This window comes from Xanthomonas campestris pv. badrii (assembly GCF_012848175.1).
Lineage (GTDB): Bacteria > Pseudomonadota > Gammaproteobacteria > Xanthomonadales > Xanthomonadaceae > Xanthomonas > Xanthomonas campestris_C.
Genome location: NZ_CP051651.1, coordinates 3,112,980 through 3,128,599, shown reverse-complemented (window position 1 = coordinate 3,128,599; position 15,620 = coordinate 3,112,980). Strand labels below are relative to the sequence as shown.

Here is a 15,620-nt window from a genome sequence, read left to right as displayed (position 1 = left end):
GCGGGGGTGGGTCAGGGATGAGGTGTTCGGGAGTCGTGTTTGATCGATCAATGTGCTTCCTTTTGGGGAGGGGAGGGTGAATCGGTTTCCGGCATCAGTTCCAGCGCCGACGGGGTGGTACGCAGCATCGGGCGGAACGCAATGGGGTGGGTGCGGCGGCGTGCAAACCGCAATAGCCGCGTCAGCGTGAAGCCGGCCAGCGCCAGCAACATCACCGCGAAATAAACCGGCAACGCAGCCGGGCCGAACTTCTGCATCGCCCCGCCCGCCAACGCCGGGCCGATCGCCGCGCCCACGCCGTGCACCAGCAGCAGGCTGCTGCAGCCTGACAGCAGGTCCTCGCGCGGCAGGTAGTCCAGCATGTGCGCCACCGCGAACGGGTACAGCGAGAACGCCAGTCCGCCATACACGAAGAACAGCACGAACAGCGCCTGCGTCTGCGCCTGCACCATCGGCAGCGCGGCGGCGATGGCGACGCCGGCAGCCAGCACGCTGACCGCGACCAGTCCGATGCGACGGTCATGGCCATCGCTGATGCGCCCGATCGGCCACTGCAGCACCGCCCCGCCCACGATGGCGGTGAGCATGAACATCGCCACGCCGTCGGCATCCAGCCCGATGCGGTCGGCATACACCGGCAGCATGCCCCAGAACGCGCCCATCGCCAGGCCGGACAGGCCGGCGCCAATCGTCGCCACCGGCGCCAGTGCATACAACGTGACCAACCGCAGCCGCGAGACCTGCGGTACCTCGGGCGGGATCAGCCGGGTGGTCATCACCGGCAGGACTGCTGCGCAGAACAGGATTGCCGTCAGCGTGAACATGGCCGGTGCGCCTGCATCGCCGATGGTCAGCAGGATCTGCCCCAGCGCCAGCGCCGACAGGTTGATCGCCATGTACACCGAGAACACCCGGCTGCGCCGACGCGCATCCGGCTCGGCGTTGAGCCAGCTTTCGATCACCGTGTACAGGCCGACCAAGGCGGCGCCGGTGACCAGCCGCAGCACGCCCCAGCCCCACGGGGTGAGCCAGATCGGATGCAGCAGCACCGCAATGGCCGCCAGCGACGCGTAGAACGCGAAGGCGCGGATATGCCCGATGCGCCGGATCAGCGGCGGTGCGAAGAAGGTGCCCAGAAAGAAGCCGGCAAAATAGCCGGACATGATCAGCCCCAATGCGCGTGCATCGAAGCCGGCTTGGCCACCACGTACGGCGAGCAGCGTGCCCAGCAGCCCGCTGCCGGTCAGCAGCAAGGCCACGCCAAGCAGCAGCGCAGTCAACCGCAACACGTATGCGGCCCTCGTGGGGAGAAAGGCGCGTCGGTCACGTCTGCAATTGTACCAGCTTGATTGCAGTGGCCTGTTTCACCCGATGGCGCGCAACGGTGCGCGCCGGTGTGGAACTGGCTCTAGAATCTGCGCCCCCGCGTTACTTTTCGTCGATGTGCCATGCCTATCTATGCCTTCCAGTGCAGCGCCTGCGATCACCAGTTCGATCGGCTGCTGAAAATGTCCGACCCGGTGCCGGAGCGCTGTCCCGCCTGCAGCGCCAACGCCATCAAGCGCCAGGTCACCGCGCCGTCGTTCCGCTTGTCCGGTAGCGGCTGGTACGAGACCGATTTCAAGTCGGCGGGCGAAAAGAAGAAGAACCTCACCGACACCAGTGGCGGCGGCGACGCCAAGCCAGCGGCTGCCAGCGACGGCAAGCCGGCGGCCCCGGCCAAGCCGGCGTCCGACAAGGCGTGATCACGGCAAGGCGCATCCATGCGCCGCTCCGGATCAGCGTGCGTCGAAGCGCGCGCGGCAACCGTCGTTGACCCAGACGGTGGAGCGGCGCGGGTCGTAGCCCCAGGTGCGGCCTTCCTCGCAACGGGTATCGGACAGCTGCCGGGTCAGCACCGGGCGGCCGGCGCGGCCGTTCCAGTCGCAGGTGCGCAGGCGGCGGTCATCGCTGCTGCAGGTCACCGAATAATTGCCCCGGGGGCGGCCGCCGTAGCCGTCATCGCGGTCCCAGCCGCCACCGCGGGCCTGCGCAAACTCGGCCCGGCACCCGTCGTCCACCCAGATCCGGCCGTTTTCCTGGTGCCAGTTGCGGCCCTCCACGCAGGGGGTGCCCGAGAGCTGGCGCACGATCATGGCGCGCCGCCAGCCGGTATTGCAGATCGCCTGGCGCTGGTCGCGGCTTTCGCAGCGCACGGTGCCGGCGGCGGCATTGCCGGGGCGGTCGTCGCCGCCATTCCAGCCGCCACCGCCCCAGCCGCCACGCGCCTCGACGAAGCGGCCGCGGCAGCCGTTGTCCACCCAGATCCGGCCGCGGCCGCTGCCCCAGTTGCGGCCTTCGATGCAGCGGGTACCGGAGATGTTCTCCACCAGCGCGGCACGCCCATGGAACGGGGTATCGCATTCGCGGCGGCGGTTGTCGTTGCTGGAACAGGTGATGCTGGGGCCATTGAAGCCGCGGTCCTGCGCGGCGGCGGGGCGGTTGCCGAGCGCGCCACCAAGGGCGATCAGGCTGAAGCCGGAGATCAGCAGGGCGGTGCGCAGCATCGAGGCGTCCTTGGTGCGGGAGGGGCGTGGCGCCTATTCAGCCGGGCGCCGACTTAAGCGCCGGTGACCGCCGCCGCATTTGCTCCTGCCGGCCGCCGGCCCCAGAATATCCGGCTTTCCGGCGCTGTCCTGCGTCGGGTTTTCAGCGGAGCTTTCGATGCGTACCCACTTCTGCGGCCTGGTCGAGGAGACCATGATCGGCCAAACCGTCACTCTCGCCGGCTGGACCGACGTGGCCCGCAATCTGGGCGGGGTGTGCTTCATCGACCTGCGCGACCACGAAGGCATCGTGCAGGTGACGGTGGAGCCGGCCGAGGGCGACGCCAACTCCGCCGAAGTGTTCAAGGTGGCCGCCAGCCTGGGCTACGAGGACGTGCTGCAGGTCGAAGGCGTGGTGCGTGCGCGTCATGCGGTCAACGACAAGCTGCGCTCCGGCAAGGTGGAAGTGATCGCCACGCGCATCACCATCCTCAACAAGGCCGCGCCGCTGCCGTTCCATGCGCATGAAAACCCGGGTGAGGACACCCGCCTGAAGTACCGCTATCTGGACCTGCGTCGCCCGGAAATGCAGCGCATGCAGCGCACCCGCATCAAGCTGGTGCAGGCGTTGCGCCGGCACCTGGACGCACGCGATTTCCAGGACATCGAAACCCCGATCCTGACCAAGGCCACCCCGGAAGGCGCGCGCGACTTCCTGGTGCCGGCGCGCATGCATCCGGGCGAGTTCTACGCCTTGCCGCAGAGCCCGCAGCTGTTCAAGCAGATCCTGATGGTGGCCGGCTTCGACCGTTACTACCAGATCGCGCGCTGCTTCCGCGACGAAGCACTGCGCGCCGATCGCCAGCTGGAATTCACCCAGCTGGACATGGAGTTTGCCTTCGTGCGCGAGCGCGACGTGCAGGATTTCGTCGAAGACATGATCCGTGCCATCTTCAAGGAAGTGGTGGATGTCGATCTGGCTGCGCAGTTCCCGCGCATGACCTGGGCCGAGGCGATGCGGCGCTATGGCTCGGACAAGCCGGACCTGCGCATCGCGCTGGAACTGGTCGATGTGGCCGAGCTGGTCAAGGCGAGCGAATTCCCGGTGTTCACCGCCGCCGCCAATGATGCCGACGGTCGCGTGGCCGCGCTGCGCATCCCCGGCGGTGCCACGCTGTCGCGCAAGCAGATCGACGAGTATGCCGCGCATGCCGCCAAGTACGGTGCCAAGGGCCTGGCCTACATCAAGCTGTCGGAGACCGGCGAGGTCAGCTCGCCGATCGCCAAGTTCTTCTCCGAAGACGCGTTTGCCGCACTGCTCAAGCACGTGGGTGCAGGCAATGGCGACATCGTGTTCTTCGGTGCCGGCGGCTACACCACCGTGTCCGATTTCATGGGCGCGCTGCGGCTGAAGGCCGGCAAGGAGTTCAACCTGGTCGCCGATGGCTGGGCGCCGCTGTGGGTCACCGATTTCCCGATGTTCGAATGGGACGATCAAGCGCAGCGCTACGTCGCCCTGCATCACCCCTTCACCGCACCGGCGGTGGACGATATTGCCGACCTGCGCGCCAATGCCCGCACCGCGGTGTCGCGTGGCTACGACATGGTGCTCAACGGCAATGAAATCGGCGGCGGCTCGATCCGTATCCACCGCCCGGACATGCAGAGCGCGGTGTTCGAGCTGCTCGGTATCGGCGCCGAAGAAGCACGCGCCAAGTTCGGCTTCCTGCTGGACGCATTGAACTACGGCGCACCGCCGCACGGCGGCATCGCCTTCGGTATCGACCGCATTGCCGCGCTGATGGCCGGCACCGAGTCCATCCGCGACGTGATCCCGTTCCCCAAGACCACCGGCGCCCAGGACCTGATGACCGACGCCCCATCGCCGATCGCCGCCGAGCAACTGGCCGAAGTGCACGTGCAGGTGCGCCCCAAGCAGGCCTGACCTGCACCGGGCCTGGCCACGCCAAGTGCGCGGCCAGGCAGCGCTGCGGGGCCGCACGCAGCCACATCGCGCTCCCAATCGGAGCCGTTTATACCTTTGGTGAGATGTGCGCGCCATGCAAGGCATGGAACGCCGAGCCGCCATGCCACCGCGACCCCGGTCCCCACTGCAGGCAATACCCAAGCCAGCGCCCATCGCAGATCCGGCCCAGCCTCCGCTTCCCGGGCCGCGGCCTTTGCTTTTCGCTCTCCCGGCTCCGGCTCTCGCTCTTGCGAATCCCAACTCCCAACTCCCGACTCCCGAATCCCCACGCTTGCACCACCAACGCCGCATGCGACAAGCTGCCACGTCCATCCGGCACGAGAAGCCCGCATGACCCGCATCCGCCGCGCCACGCCGGACGATGCCGAAGCGTTGTCGCTTCTGGCTGCGCAGACCTTTACCGAAACCTTCGGCCATCTCTACCCGCAGGAAGACCTGCGCGGCTTTCTCGAAGAGACCTATGCGGTGGAGCGCGCGCGCATCGTGCTGGCGCATCCGGACTATGCGATCTGGCTGCTGGAGCTGGATGACCTGCTGGTCGGCCACGCCGCCGCCGGTCCGTGCGGGTTGCCGCATGAGCACGTGCGTCCCGGCGACGGTGAGCTCAAGCGCCTGTATCTGCTGAAGGACTATCAAAGCAGCGGCTGGGGCAGCCGATTGTTCGAAACCGCACTGGAGTGGCTGGAGCGCGACGGCCCGCGCACGCTGTGGATCGGGGTGTGGTCGGAGAACTTCGGCGCCCAGCGCTTCTATGCCCGCTACGGTTTCGAGAAGGTGGGCGAGTACGATTTTCCGGTCGGCAAGATCGTCGACCGCGAGTTCATTTTGCGGCGTGGGCCGATCGCCGCCGCGGGCTGAGTGGGGAGCGGGGATTGGGGGATTCGGGATTCGGGATTGGCGTGGGTCGCCGCCGCGCCACGTCTGTTCACGCGCCAGCGTCGGGCGCTCGTACACTGCAGGTCCTGCGCCGCGTCCGCATTGCCCGACGCCTGCGCGCCACGTTCCGGTGCTGTTAGCCTTTGTCCAGCGCATCTTCGGCCCTTGCGGTCACGCCGCGACGCAGCTCGCGCAGACAATCGACCACCACCACCGCCGATGTGCTGTTGGTGCATGGCATCTGGAACACTGCGCACTGGCTGCTGCCACTGGCCCGCCGGCTGCGTGGCGACGGACTGGCGCCGGCATTGTTCGGCTACGCCAGCGTGCTGGGCGGTCCGGCGCAGGCGGTGCCGCAGCTGATCGCGCGCGTGCGCAGCAGTGGCGCGCAGTTGCTGGTCTGCCACAGCCTGGGCGGCTTGATGGCGTTGCAGGCCTTGTGCGACGCCCCCGACCTGCCGGTGCGCCGCGTGGTCTGCCTGGGCTCGCCGCTGTGCGGCAGCGCTGCCGCGCGCGGGCTGGCCCGGCGCGGTGGCGTCTGGGCCATGGGCCGCAGCGCCGCGTTGCTGCAGCAGGGCTTTGCGCAGTGGGACGGTACGGCCGAGATCGGTCAGGTGGCAGGCTGCATCCCGCGCGGCGTCGGCCGTTGGCTGGCCCCGCTGGACGGCGACTCCGACGGCACCGTGGCGCTGTCCGAAACCCGCCTGCCGGGGCTGCGCGACCACTGCGTGGTGCAGGCCAGCCACAGCGGCCTGCTGCGCTCGCCGGCCGCCGCCGCGCAGGCGCTGGCCTTCCTGCGCCAGGGCCGCTTTCGGCATTGAACATCCGCTGGCGCATGTTGCTGCCCCGGTGAGTGCAAGCAATCAGGTAAAATCCGCGCCCTGTCATCCAAGCCAGTCTGGAACCACTCATGGGTAGAGGCCCCTCCATCGAAGGCCGCAAGAACGCCTCCGACGCCAAACGCGGCAAGATGTTCACCAAGATCATCCGCGAGATCAGCGTGGCCGCCCGCGCAGGCGGCGGCGATCCGTCCAACAACCCGCGCCTGCGCACCGCCATGGACAAGGGCCTGTCGTCCAACATGTCCAAGGACGTGATGGAGCGCGCCATCAAGAAGTCCACCGGCGAGCTGGAAGGGGTGGAATACGAAGAGATCCGCTACGAGGGCTACGCGCCCGGTGGCGTGGCGGTGATCGTGGATTGCCTCACCGACAACCGCGTGCGCACCGTGGCCGACGTGCGCCATGCCTTCAGCAAGTGCGGCGGCAACATGGGCACCGAGGGCTCGGTGGCCTTCATGTTCAAGCGCCTGGGCGTGCTCAGCTTTGCCGCCGGTGCCAATGAAGAGGCGCTCACCGATGCCGCCATCGAAGCCGGCGCCGACGACGTGGTGGTGTACCCGGAAGACGGCGCCATCGACGTGCTGACCGCCCCGGACGCCTTCGCCCAGGTCAGGGACGCCCTGGCCGCGGCCGGCCTGGAGCCCGCGCACGCCGAAATCACCTTCCGCGCCGAAAACGACATCGCCGTGGACGGCGACACCGCCGTGCAGGTGCGCAAGCTGCTGGACATGCTCGAAGACCTGGACGACGTGCAGGATGTGTATTCGAACGTCGATCAAGCGTCCTTGAGCGCGTAATGATTCCTGAGGCAGCTCTTGTCGGGACCCGGGACCCGGGACCGGGGACCCGGAAGAGCGATGGCAACAGCCAAGCCATCGCCGAGCCTGCTGTTACGGGTCCCGGGTCCCCGGTCCCCGGTCCCGGCACCATCCGGATCCTGGGCATCGATCCCGGCTCCCAGCGCACCGGGGTCGGCATCATCGATATCGACGAAGGCGGTCGCAGCCGGCATGTGCACCATGCGCCATTGATGCTGCTGGGCGAGGGCGACTTTTCCCAGCGGCTCAAGCGGCTGCTGCGCGGGCTGGGCGAGTTGATCGAGACCTACCGGCCGGATGAAGTGGCGATCGAAAAGGTCTTCATGGGCAAAAGCGCCGCCTCGGCGCTCAAGCTCGGCCACGCCCGCGGCGCGGCCATCTGCGCGGTGGTCATGCGCGAGCTGCCGGTGCACGAATACGCAGCCACCGAGGTCAAGCTCGCGCTGGTCGGCAAGGGCGGCGCGGACAAGGTGCAGGTGCAGCACATGGTGGGCATCATGCTCAACCTGAAAGGCAAGCTGCAGCCCGACGCCGCCGATGCACTGGCGGTCGCCATCACCCACGCCCACGTCCGCGCCACCGCGCAACGTCTGGGCGTCAACACCCAACAGGCCTGGAGCCGGAAGAAATGAACATCGGGATTCGGGAATCGGGAATCGGGAATCGCAACAGCAGCAGGGTCGGGAGCAGCGCGTGCTCTTACGATTCCCCATTCCCCATTCCCCATTCCCGGCACCGCCAAGGCGGTGCCCAATGATCGGCCGTCTGCGCGGGATCCTGGCCTACAAGCAACCGCCGTGGCTGGTGATCGACGTGGGCGGGGTGGGGTACGAGCTGGAGGCGCCGATGAGCACCTTCTACGACCTGCCCGATGTCGGCCGCGACGTCATCCTGTTCACCCATTACGCGCAGAAGGAAGACAGCGTTGCGCTGTACGGCTTCCTGCGCGAGGGCGAGCGGCGGCTGTTCCGCGACGTACAGAAGGTCACCGGCATCGGTGCCAAGATCGCGCTGGCGGTGCTGTCCGGGGTCAGCGTGGACGAGTTCGCCCGCCTGATCACCAGTGGCGACATCACCGCGCTCACGCGTATTCCGGGCATCGGCAAGAAGACTGCCGAGCGCATGGTGGTGGAGCTGCGCGACCGCGCCGCCGACTTCAGCAGCGGCGCCCCGATCACCGGCCAGCTCGGTCCGGACGCGGTGTCCGAAGCCACCGTCGCCCTGCAGCAACTGGGCTACAAGCCGGCCGAGGCCGCGCGCATGGCACGCGAGGCCGGGGCAGAAGGCGACGACGTCGCCACGGTCATCCGCAAGGCCCTCCAGGCATCGCTGCGTTAAGCAGCCTCGGCCTTTCTTATTCTTCACGCCCTTCGGCGATACCCTGCCCACTCATGTCACAGACCTCCACTCCTGCAGCGGGCCACGGCCACGCGCCCGCCAACGGCCACATGGCCCTGGTCATCGGTGCCATCGGTGTCGTGTTCGGCGATATCGGCACCAGCCCGCTGTACACCCTGAAGGAAGCGTTCTCGCCGCACTACGGGTTGAGCAGCGACCACGACACCGTGCTCGGCGTACTGTCGCTGGCGTTCTGGGCGCTGATGATCACGGTGACGCTCAAGTACGTCACCATCATCATGCGCGCCGACAACGACGGCGAGGGCGGCATCATGGCGCTGATGGCGCTGGCCCAGCGCACCCTCAAGCAGGGGTCGCGCTCGGCGTACGTGGTGGGCATCCTCGGCATCTTCGGCGCCTCGCTGTTCTTCGGCGACGGCGTGATCACCCCGGCCATCTCGGTGATGGGCGCGGTGGAAGGCCTGGAGATCGCAGCGCCCAGCCTGCACCCGTTCATCGTGCCGATCACCGTGGTGGTGCTGCTGCTGGTGTTCATGGCCCAGCGCTTCGGCACCGAAAAGGTCGGCAAGGTGTTCGGGCCGATCACCTGCCTGTGGTTCCTGTCGCTGGGTGCGATCGGTGCCTGGAACATCGTCGACGCGCCGGAGGTGATGAAGGCCTTCAACCCCTGGTGGGCGATCCGTTTCTTCATGGAGCACGGCTGGCACGGCGTTTTCATCCTCGGCGCGGTGGTGCTGGCGGTGACCGGCGGTGAGGCGCTGTATGCGGACATGGGCCATTTCGGCGCGCGCCCGATCCGCCACGGCTGGTACTTCTTCGTGCTGCCGATGCTGCTGCTGAACTACTTGGGGCAGGGCGCGCTGGTGCTCAACCACCCGTCCGCGCTGAAAAACCCGTTCTTCGAGGCGGTGCCGGGCTGGGCGCTGTATCCGATGATCATCCTGGCTACGCTGGCGGCGGTGATCGCCTCGCAGGCGGTGATCACCGGCGCCTATTCGGTGGCGCGCCAGGCCATGCAGCTGGGCTACATCCCGCGCATGCTGGTCAAGCACACCTCGCGCGACACCATCGGCCAGATCTACGTGCCCGGCATCAACTGGTTGCTGATGGTGATGGTGATCGCGCTGGTGCTGGTCTTCCGCAGCTCCACCAATCTGGCGGTGGCCTACGGCATCTCGGTATCGATGACCATGTTGATCGACACCCTGCTGCTGGCGCTGGTGGCGCGCGCGCTGTGGCCGCGTTGGCGCAGCTGGGTGCTGCCGCTGTGCGTGGTGTTCTTCATCATCGAACTGGCCTTCGTGATCGCCAACGGCGCCAAGTTGCTGCAGGGCGCGTGGTTTCCGCTGGCGCTGGGCATCGTGGTGTTCACCCTGATGCGCACCTGGCGCCGCGGCCGTGCGCTGTTGCGCGAAGAAATCCGCAAGGACGGTATCCGCATCGACAGCTTCCTGCCCGGGCTGATGCTGGCGCCGCCGGCGCGCGTGCCCGGCATGGCGGTGTTCCTGACCGCCGATCCGATGGTGGTGCCGCATGCGTTGATGCATAACCTCAAGCACAACAAGGTGCTGCACGAACGCAACATCTTCCTCAACGTGGACACGCTGCCGATTCCCTATGCGCCGGTGGACAAGCGTCTGCAGATCGAATCGATCGGCGATGAGTTCTACCGCGTCTATGTGCGCTTCGGCTTCATGGAAACGCCCGACGTGCCGCTGGCGCTGATGCGCTCCTGCGACCAGGGCGGCATCCATTTCGATCCGATGGACACCACCTTCTTCGCCAGCCGCGAGACCATCGTGGCCAGCGCCAACCGCGGCATGCCGATCTGGCGCGACAAGCTGTTCGCGCTGATGCATCGCAATGCCGCCCCGGCCACCGGCTTCTTCCGCATCCCCGGTAACCGCCTGGTCGAGTTGGGCGCGCAAGTGGAGATCTGAGCGTGGCCGCGCTCAAGTGGATGGTCTACGGGCGCTCGCCGAGCCCGGACACCTTCTGGGATGAGGCACTCAATCTCGGGCGCGTGCCGGCCACCGATGCTGCGATCGCCGCGGCGCAAGCGCGGCTCGGTGTCCGCCTGCCGGACTGGCTGTGGAAGTTGTACGCACGCTACGACGGCGGCGCGGTGCAGATGGCGCGTGGTCGGTCCCTCGAGGAGCCGGCTGACTGGCTCAAGGCCGAATGGCTGATCCCGCGTGCACGCCTGCTTGGCAGCGCGGAGCTGTTTTCCTTCGCCGAGGTGCGTGCTCGCGAGCAGTACCGCGACGACGCGTTTGCCGGTCTCGCTGCCGGTGGCGATGATCGCCATCTGATCGTCATCGCCGCCGATGACCGTTCGCCGAGCCGGGCGCTGTGCCTGGACTATGTGGCATCGGATGCCGAGCCCACCCTGGTCTACGTCGATGCAGGCAACAATCGCAGGCTGGCGGTGTTCGCCAACGTGGACGCGCTGCTGGCGCAACTGGTCGATGTCCACTACTGGTCGCCCGCGTTGCAGGCAAAGCACGATGGAAATGTGGTGCGGTGGCAACCGCAGCCGCCCGCCTTGACCACGTTCTGGAGCGGCCCCGGCCATTGGAGCGAGCATGCAGCCGCTGCGGATGACGATGCGTTCGCCGCGGCCGAGGCACAGTTGGGTGTGCGACTGCCGGAGCTGTTCAAACGTCTGTATGCCGTGCAGGACGGCGGCGACACCGGTTGGTGCTGGGTGCCACGATCCCGCTTTCCGTCCGATCGCTACGTGGATTGGGAATGCGTGCTGGTGGATCGCGATCTGCCGCCGCTGGCGCACATCCGCAGCGTGTTGGATTTTGCCGATGCCTTCGAAGACCGGAATGACTTCAGTGCTGCAGCCTGCTTGCATGCCGGGCTGGATCAGGTGCTGGTGCTGTCGGCCCATAACGTCGACTGCCTGTTGTGCCTGGACTACCGCGCACACGGCCCGCAATGCGAGCCGGAGGTGGTCTATTTCGAGCGTTGGGAGCAGCTGGTGCCCACCTGGCGGGCGCCGAGCTTCGATGCGTTCTTCAGCGTGCTGCGGCAGGCCGAGCTTGATTTCTAGACCCTGGGCCATCGACGCGCGGCATGAGAAGATGGCGGGATGACCGAGCAGCGCATCATCGCCAGCAGCTCCACCCGCGAAGACGATGCCGCCGATGCGAGCATCCGGCCCAAGCGCCTGGCCGATTATCTTGGCCAGCAGCCGGTGCGCGAGCAGATGGAGATCTACATCCAGGCCGCCAAGGCGCGCGGCGAGGCGATGGACCATGTGCTGATCTTCGGGCCACCGGGCCTGGGCAAGACCACGCTCAGCCATGTCATCGCCAACGAGCTGGGCGTCAGCCTGCGTGTGACCTCCGGCCCGGTGATCGAGAAGGCCGGCGATCTGGCGGCGTTGCTGACCAACCTGCAGCCACACGATGTGTTGTTCATCGACGAGATCCATCGCCTGTCGCCGGTGGTGGAGGAAGTGCTGTACCCGGCGATGGAAGATTTCCAGATCGACATCATGATCGGCGACGGCCCCGCGGCGCGCTCGATCAAGATCGATCTGCCGCCGTTCACCCTGATCGGCGCCACCACCCGTGCCGGCCTGCTGACCGCGCCCTTGCGCGACCGCTTCGGCATCGTGCAGCGGCTGGAGTTCTATTCGCCGCAGGAGCTGACCCGTATCGTGATCCGTTCGGCCACCATCCTGGGCATCGATTGCACGGCCGAAGGCGCGGCCGAGATCGCACGCCGCGCGCGCGGCACGCCGCGTATCGCCAATCGCCTGCTGCGCCGGGTGCGCGACTACGCGCAGGTCAAGGCCGCCGGCCATATCGATCTGCCGGTGGCGCAGGCGGCCATGCAGATGCTGAAAGTGGATCCGGAGGGCTTTGACGAGCTCGACCGCCGCATGCTGCGCACCATCGTCGACCACTTCGACGGCGGCCCGGTGGGCGTGGAATCGCTGGCGGCCTCGCTGTCGGAAGAACGCGGCACGCTGGAAGACGTGGTCGAGCCCTACCTGATCCAGCAGGGCTTTCTGATCCGCACCGCGCGCGGCCGCATGGTCACGCCCAAGGCCTATCTGCACCTGGGCCTGAAACCCCCGCGCGACCGAGCCCCGGCCATCGGCGAACCGGGAGACCTGTTTTGATGGCGCTCCGTTGGTCACCAACCAGGGCCGTCCCGACCGAAATTCCGTACCCATGACCATCGAATCTCGACTCCCGAATCCCGAATCCCCGCCTGTATTCAGTTGGCCGACACGCATTTACTGGGAAGATACCGACGCCGGCGGGGTGGTCTACCACGCGCGCTACGTCGCCTTTCTGGAGCGTGCGCGCACCGAATGGATGCGCGCGGCCGGTTACGGGCAGGAGGCGATGCGCCAGCAGCATGGTCTGGTGTTTGCGGTCCGCTCGATGCAACTGGATTTCCTCAAGCCGGCCCGGCTTGACGACGCGCTGTCGGTGTCGGCGGTGTTGTTGAAATGCAAACAGGCCAGCCTGCTGTTCGCGCAGTCGGTGCGCCGCGAGGGCGAAGTGCTGTTGACCGCTCAGGTGCGCATTGCCGCGCTGGGCGCCAGCGACTTCCGCCCCTGCGGCATGGACGACGCGGTGTATGACGTTTTGAAAGCTCTAGAAACCCCAGAATCCGATTACTGAGGAACGAACGGATGTCGATTGCATTGCTCCTGGCCCTGCAGGACACGGTAGTGGAAGCACTACCCCAGGAAGTCACCGCGGCCGCGGCGCAAACCGCCACGGCGGCGCACAACAGCAGCATCAACTATGTGGACCTGATCCTGCGCGCCAGCATCCCGGTCAAGATCATCGTGCTGTTGCTGCTGATCGGCTCGTTCATCAGCTGGGTCATCATTTTTCGCAAGGCGCGCGCCTTCAAGCAGGCCAACCGCGAGGCCGACGAGTTCGAGAACCGCTTCTGGTCCGGCGCGGATCTGGCCAAGCTGTACGCCTCGGCCACCGACCGCAACCGCACCGTGGGCGGTCTGGAATCGATGTTCGAAAGCGGCTTCCGCGAGTTCTCGCGCCTGCGCGATCGCCGTCGCCTGGACGCGCGCGTGCAGTTGGAAGGCGCGCAGCGCGCCATGCGCACCGCTTTTACCCGTGAGGTCGACCAGCTCGAGCGCAATCTCGAATTGCTGGCCAACATCGGCTCCACCGCGCCGTACGTCGGCCTGGTCGGCACCGTGTTCGGCATCATGGTGACCATGCACGACATGGTCAGCAGCGGTGAGCAGGCCGGTATCGCGGCCGTGGCGCCGGGTATCTCCGAAGCGCTGTTCGCCACCGCCATCGGCCTGTTCGTGGCGATTCCGGCGGTGTGGGCCTACAACCGCTTCACCACCCGCGTGGAACGGCTGTCGGTGCGCTACGAAACCTTCGCCGACGAGTTCAGCTCCATCCTGCAGCGCCAGGCCGGCGCGGACGAGTGATGCGCGCTCCCGGCATGCACCCGCATGGTTCGATGCGGGACGTGGCCGGGCGAGCCAGTCGCGTCGATGCACAGCGTCATGTGCGGCTGCCCTTCACCCGGGCGCCGCGCGACTCCGCTGCCGCCCGGCGCCGAGGATTAATTAGGAACGTTTCGCGATGATCTCCGGTATTTCCCGCCGCAAGAAGCGCAAGCTCAAATCCGACATCAACGTCGTGCCGTACATCGACGTGATGCTGGTGCTGCTGATCATCTTCATGGTGACCGCACCGTTGCTGACCCTGAGCACCGACGTCAGCCTGCCCAGCTCGCGCGCCAAGGCGCTGGAGAGCAAGCAGGACCCGGTGGTGGTGGTGGTCGCCGCCGATGGTCAGCTGGCCCTGCAATTGCCCAAGGGCAAGCCGCAGGCAATGGACGTCACTGCGCTGCAGGCGCAACTGGCCGCCATCGTGGCGCAGGACAAGGATGCCCGCGTGGTGGTGGCCGGCGATCGTGCCGCCCCGTACCAGAAGATCATGGACGCCATCGATGTGCTCAAGCAGGCCAAGGTCGAGAAGGTGGGCCTGATCTCCGACTCCGGCGGCACCGCAGGCAGCGATGCACGCTGACGCATTCCCCACCCAAGGTGCGCGCGAGGACGGCTGGCTGCGGCCGGTGGTCCTGGCCTTGGTCGTGCATGTCCTGGTCGCGCTGGTGTTCATCGCCGGCTGGCTGTGGTCGCCGGAACGTTCGGTGGAACCGGCTGCGGGCGACCCCAGCATGGAAGCTTCGCTGGACGTCTCCGCGGCCGAGGCGCGCGTGGCGCGCCAGGCGCTGAAGGCCACCCCGGTGGAGGCGCCGCCGCCGCCGGCGCCGCTGCCCGAGCCTGCGCCGGAAGACAGCGTGCCGCCGCCACAGCCGATTCCCGAGCCGCGTCCGCAGGATGCGCCCACCCCGCAGCAGGCGCAGGCGCAGGAGCGCGTGGCCCAGCCGGACAAGATCGACCAGGACAAGGTCGATGCATTGGCCATTTCCGCTGAAAAGGCCAAGCAGGAACAGGAAGCCAAGCGTCGCCAGGAGCAGATCGACTTGACCGAGCGCAAGCGCCAGGAAGAGGCCGAGCAGAAACTTCGCCTGGCCAAGCAGCAGGAAGAGGCCGACGCCAAGAAGAAGCAGGCCGCCGCGCAGCAGGCAGCCGCCGACGCCGAGCGTGAGAAGAAGATTGCCGAGATCCGCCGCCAGCGCGAGCAGGCCACCAAGGAAGCGGCGCTGGCCGAACAGAAGCTGCGCCAGGTGGCCGCTGCGCGTGCGCAGCAAGCCTCTGCCGCCGCGGCGACCAGCGCGCAGCCGACCGCAGGGCAGGGCGGCACCAGTACCGACCTGTCGGCCAAGTACGCCGCCGCAATCCAGCAGAAGGTGCTGGCGCAGTGGGTGCGTCCGCCCTCCGTGCCGCCCGGCCAGAAGTGCACCATCAACATCCGTCAGCTGCCCGGTGGCAGCGTGATGGAAGCCAAGGTCGCGCCGGGTTGCCCGTATGACGAGGCCGGCCAGCGTTCGATCGAAGCGGCGGTATTGAGCGCGCAGCCGCTGCCGTATCGCGGCTTCGAATCGGTGTTCCAGCGCAATCTGACCTTCGTGTTCACCGCGCAGGATCAGTGATGCCCGCACCCGGCGTCGGCGTGGTGCCGGCTGGCGCCGCAGCACAGGTGTCGGTTGCCGGGAGGTGGCGCTGGCGTTGGGATAGATGCGTCGCCGCCGGCAAGGCGACGCCCAGCCTTTTTCTATTCCATGA

At 67.3% G+C, this 15,620-nt stretch carries 16 protein-coding genes; 14 read left to right on the top strand and 2 right to left on the bottom strand.

Features of this window, described 5'->3' with window-relative positions; translation table 11 throughout:
- Positions 1 to 47: 47 nt before the first annotated feature.
- Positions 48 to 1,289, bottom strand: coding sequence for an MFS transporter (locus tag HG421_RS13230; RefSeq protein ID WP_169706768.1), 1,242 nt, complete (start codon positions 1,287 to 1,289; stop codon positions 48 to 50).
- 159 nt (positions 1,290 to 1,448) lie between these two features.
- Here HG421_RS13230 and HG421_RS13225 point away from each other — a divergent pair, with 159 nt between their 5' ends.
- A complete protein-coding gene (locus HG421_RS13225; protein WP_169706767.1) occupies positions 1,449 to 1,745 on the top strand; it encodes an FmdB family zinc ribbon protein in 297 nt (98 codons plus the stop codon).
- Between the two features lie 33 nt (positions 1,746 to 1,778).
- Here the strand turns inward: HG421_RS13225 and HG421_RS13220 are convergent, their stop codons facing one another.
- Positions 1,779 to 2,546 (bottom strand): DUF3011 domain-containing protein, encoded by a 768-nt coding sequence (locus tag HG421_RS13220; protein WP_169706766.1) that lies wholly within the window; start codon positions 2,544 to 2,546, stop codon positions 1,779 to 1,781.
- Between the two features lie 157 nt (positions 2,547 to 2,703).
- Between HG421_RS13220 and aspS the strand changes: the two genes are divergently transcribed.
- The 13 genes from aspS (at position 2,704) to tolA (ending at position 15,487) form a co-directional block, all read left to right on the top strand.
- On the top strand, positions 2,704 to 4,470 hold the full coding sequence (aspS, locus tag HG421_RS13215; RefSeq protein WP_169706765.1) for an aspartate--tRNA ligase: 1,767 nt from the start codon (positions 2,704 to 2,706) through the stop codon (positions 4,468 to 4,470).
- A gap of 372 nt (positions 4,471 to 4,842) precedes the next feature.
- Positions 4,843 to 5,370 (top strand): GNAT family N-acetyltransferase, encoded by a 528-nt coding sequence (locus tag HG421_RS13210; RefSeq protein ID WP_169706764.1) that lies wholly within the window; start codon positions 4,843 to 4,845, stop codon positions 5,368 to 5,370.
- A 161-nt stretch (positions 5,371 to 5,531) separates the two neighbouring features.
- Complete coding sequence (locus HG421_RS13205) at positions 5,532 to 6,209, top strand: esterase/lipase family protein (protein ID WP_169706763.1); 678 nt, start codon at positions 5,532 to 5,534, stop codon at positions 6,207 to 6,209.
- 89 nt (positions 6,210 to 6,298) lie between these two features.
- Positions 6,299 to 7,027: a YebC/PmpR family DNA-binding transcriptional regulator gene (locus HG421_RS13200; protein WP_169706762.1), complete on the top strand. Its 729-nt coding sequence runs from the start codon at positions 6,299 to 6,301 to the stop codon at positions 7,025 to 7,027.
- A 131-nt stretch (positions 7,028 to 7,158) separates the two neighbouring features.
- Entirely contained in the window at positions 7,159 to 7,680 is a 522-nt protein-coding gene (gene ruvC, locus HG421_RS13195; RefSeq protein WP_169708189.1) for a crossover junction endodeoxyribonuclease RuvC, read from the top strand.
- 121 nt (positions 7,681 to 7,801) lie between these two features.
- Positions 7,802 to 8,386 (top strand): Holliday junction branch migration protein RuvA, encoded by a 585-nt coding sequence (ruvA, locus tag HG421_RS13190; RefSeq protein ID WP_169706761.1) that lies wholly within the window; start codon positions 7,802 to 7,804, stop codon positions 8,384 to 8,386.
- Positions 8,387 to 8,439: 53 nt separating this feature from the next.
- A complete protein-coding gene (locus HG421_RS13185) occupies positions 8,440 to 10,347 on the top strand; it encodes a potassium transporter Kup (protein ID WP_169706760.1) in 1,908 nt (635 codons plus the stop codon).
- Between the two features lie 2 nt (positions 10,348 to 10,349).
- Positions 10,350 to 11,468 (top strand): SMI1/KNR4 family protein, encoded by a 1,119-nt coding sequence (locus HG421_RS13180; protein WP_169706759.1) that lies wholly within the window; start codon positions 10,350 to 10,352, stop codon positions 11,466 to 11,468.
- A gap of 39 nt (positions 11,469 to 11,507) precedes the next feature.
- Entirely contained in the window at positions 11,508 to 12,548 is a 1,041-nt protein-coding gene (gene ruvB / locus HG421_RS13175) for a Holliday junction branch migration DNA helicase RuvB (RefSeq protein ID WP_169706758.1), read from the top strand.
- 52 nt (positions 12,549 to 12,600) lie between these two features.
- Entirely contained in the window at positions 12,601 to 13,059 is a 459-nt protein-coding gene (gene ybgC, locus HG421_RS13170; protein ID WP_169706757.1) for a tol-pal system-associated acyl-CoA thioesterase, read from the top strand.
- Positions 13,060 to 13,070: 11 nt separating this feature from the next.
- Positions 13,071 to 13,850 carry a protein TolQ gene (gene tolQ, locus HG421_RS13165; RefSeq protein WP_005996093.1) on the top strand — a complete coding sequence of 260 codons (780 nt, stop codon included), beginning with the start codon at positions 13,071 to 13,073 and terminating at the stop codon, positions 13,848 to 13,850.
- A 157-nt stretch (positions 13,851 to 14,007) separates the two neighbouring features.
- A complete protein-coding gene (tolR, locus tag HG421_RS13160) occupies positions 14,008 to 14,457 on the top strand; it encodes a protein TolR (protein WP_169706756.1) in 450 nt (149 codons plus the stop codon).
- The gene (gene tolA / locus HG421_RS13155; protein WP_169706755.1) at positions 14,447 to 15,487 is read left to right on the top strand and encodes a cell envelope integrity protein TolA; all 1,041 of its coding nucleotides are present in this window, start codon (positions 14,447 to 14,449) and stop codon (positions 15,485 to 15,487) included. The genes tolR and tolA overlap by 11 nt, the downstream gene beginning before the upstream one ends.
- Positions 15,488 to 15,620: the final 133 nt, after the last annotated feature.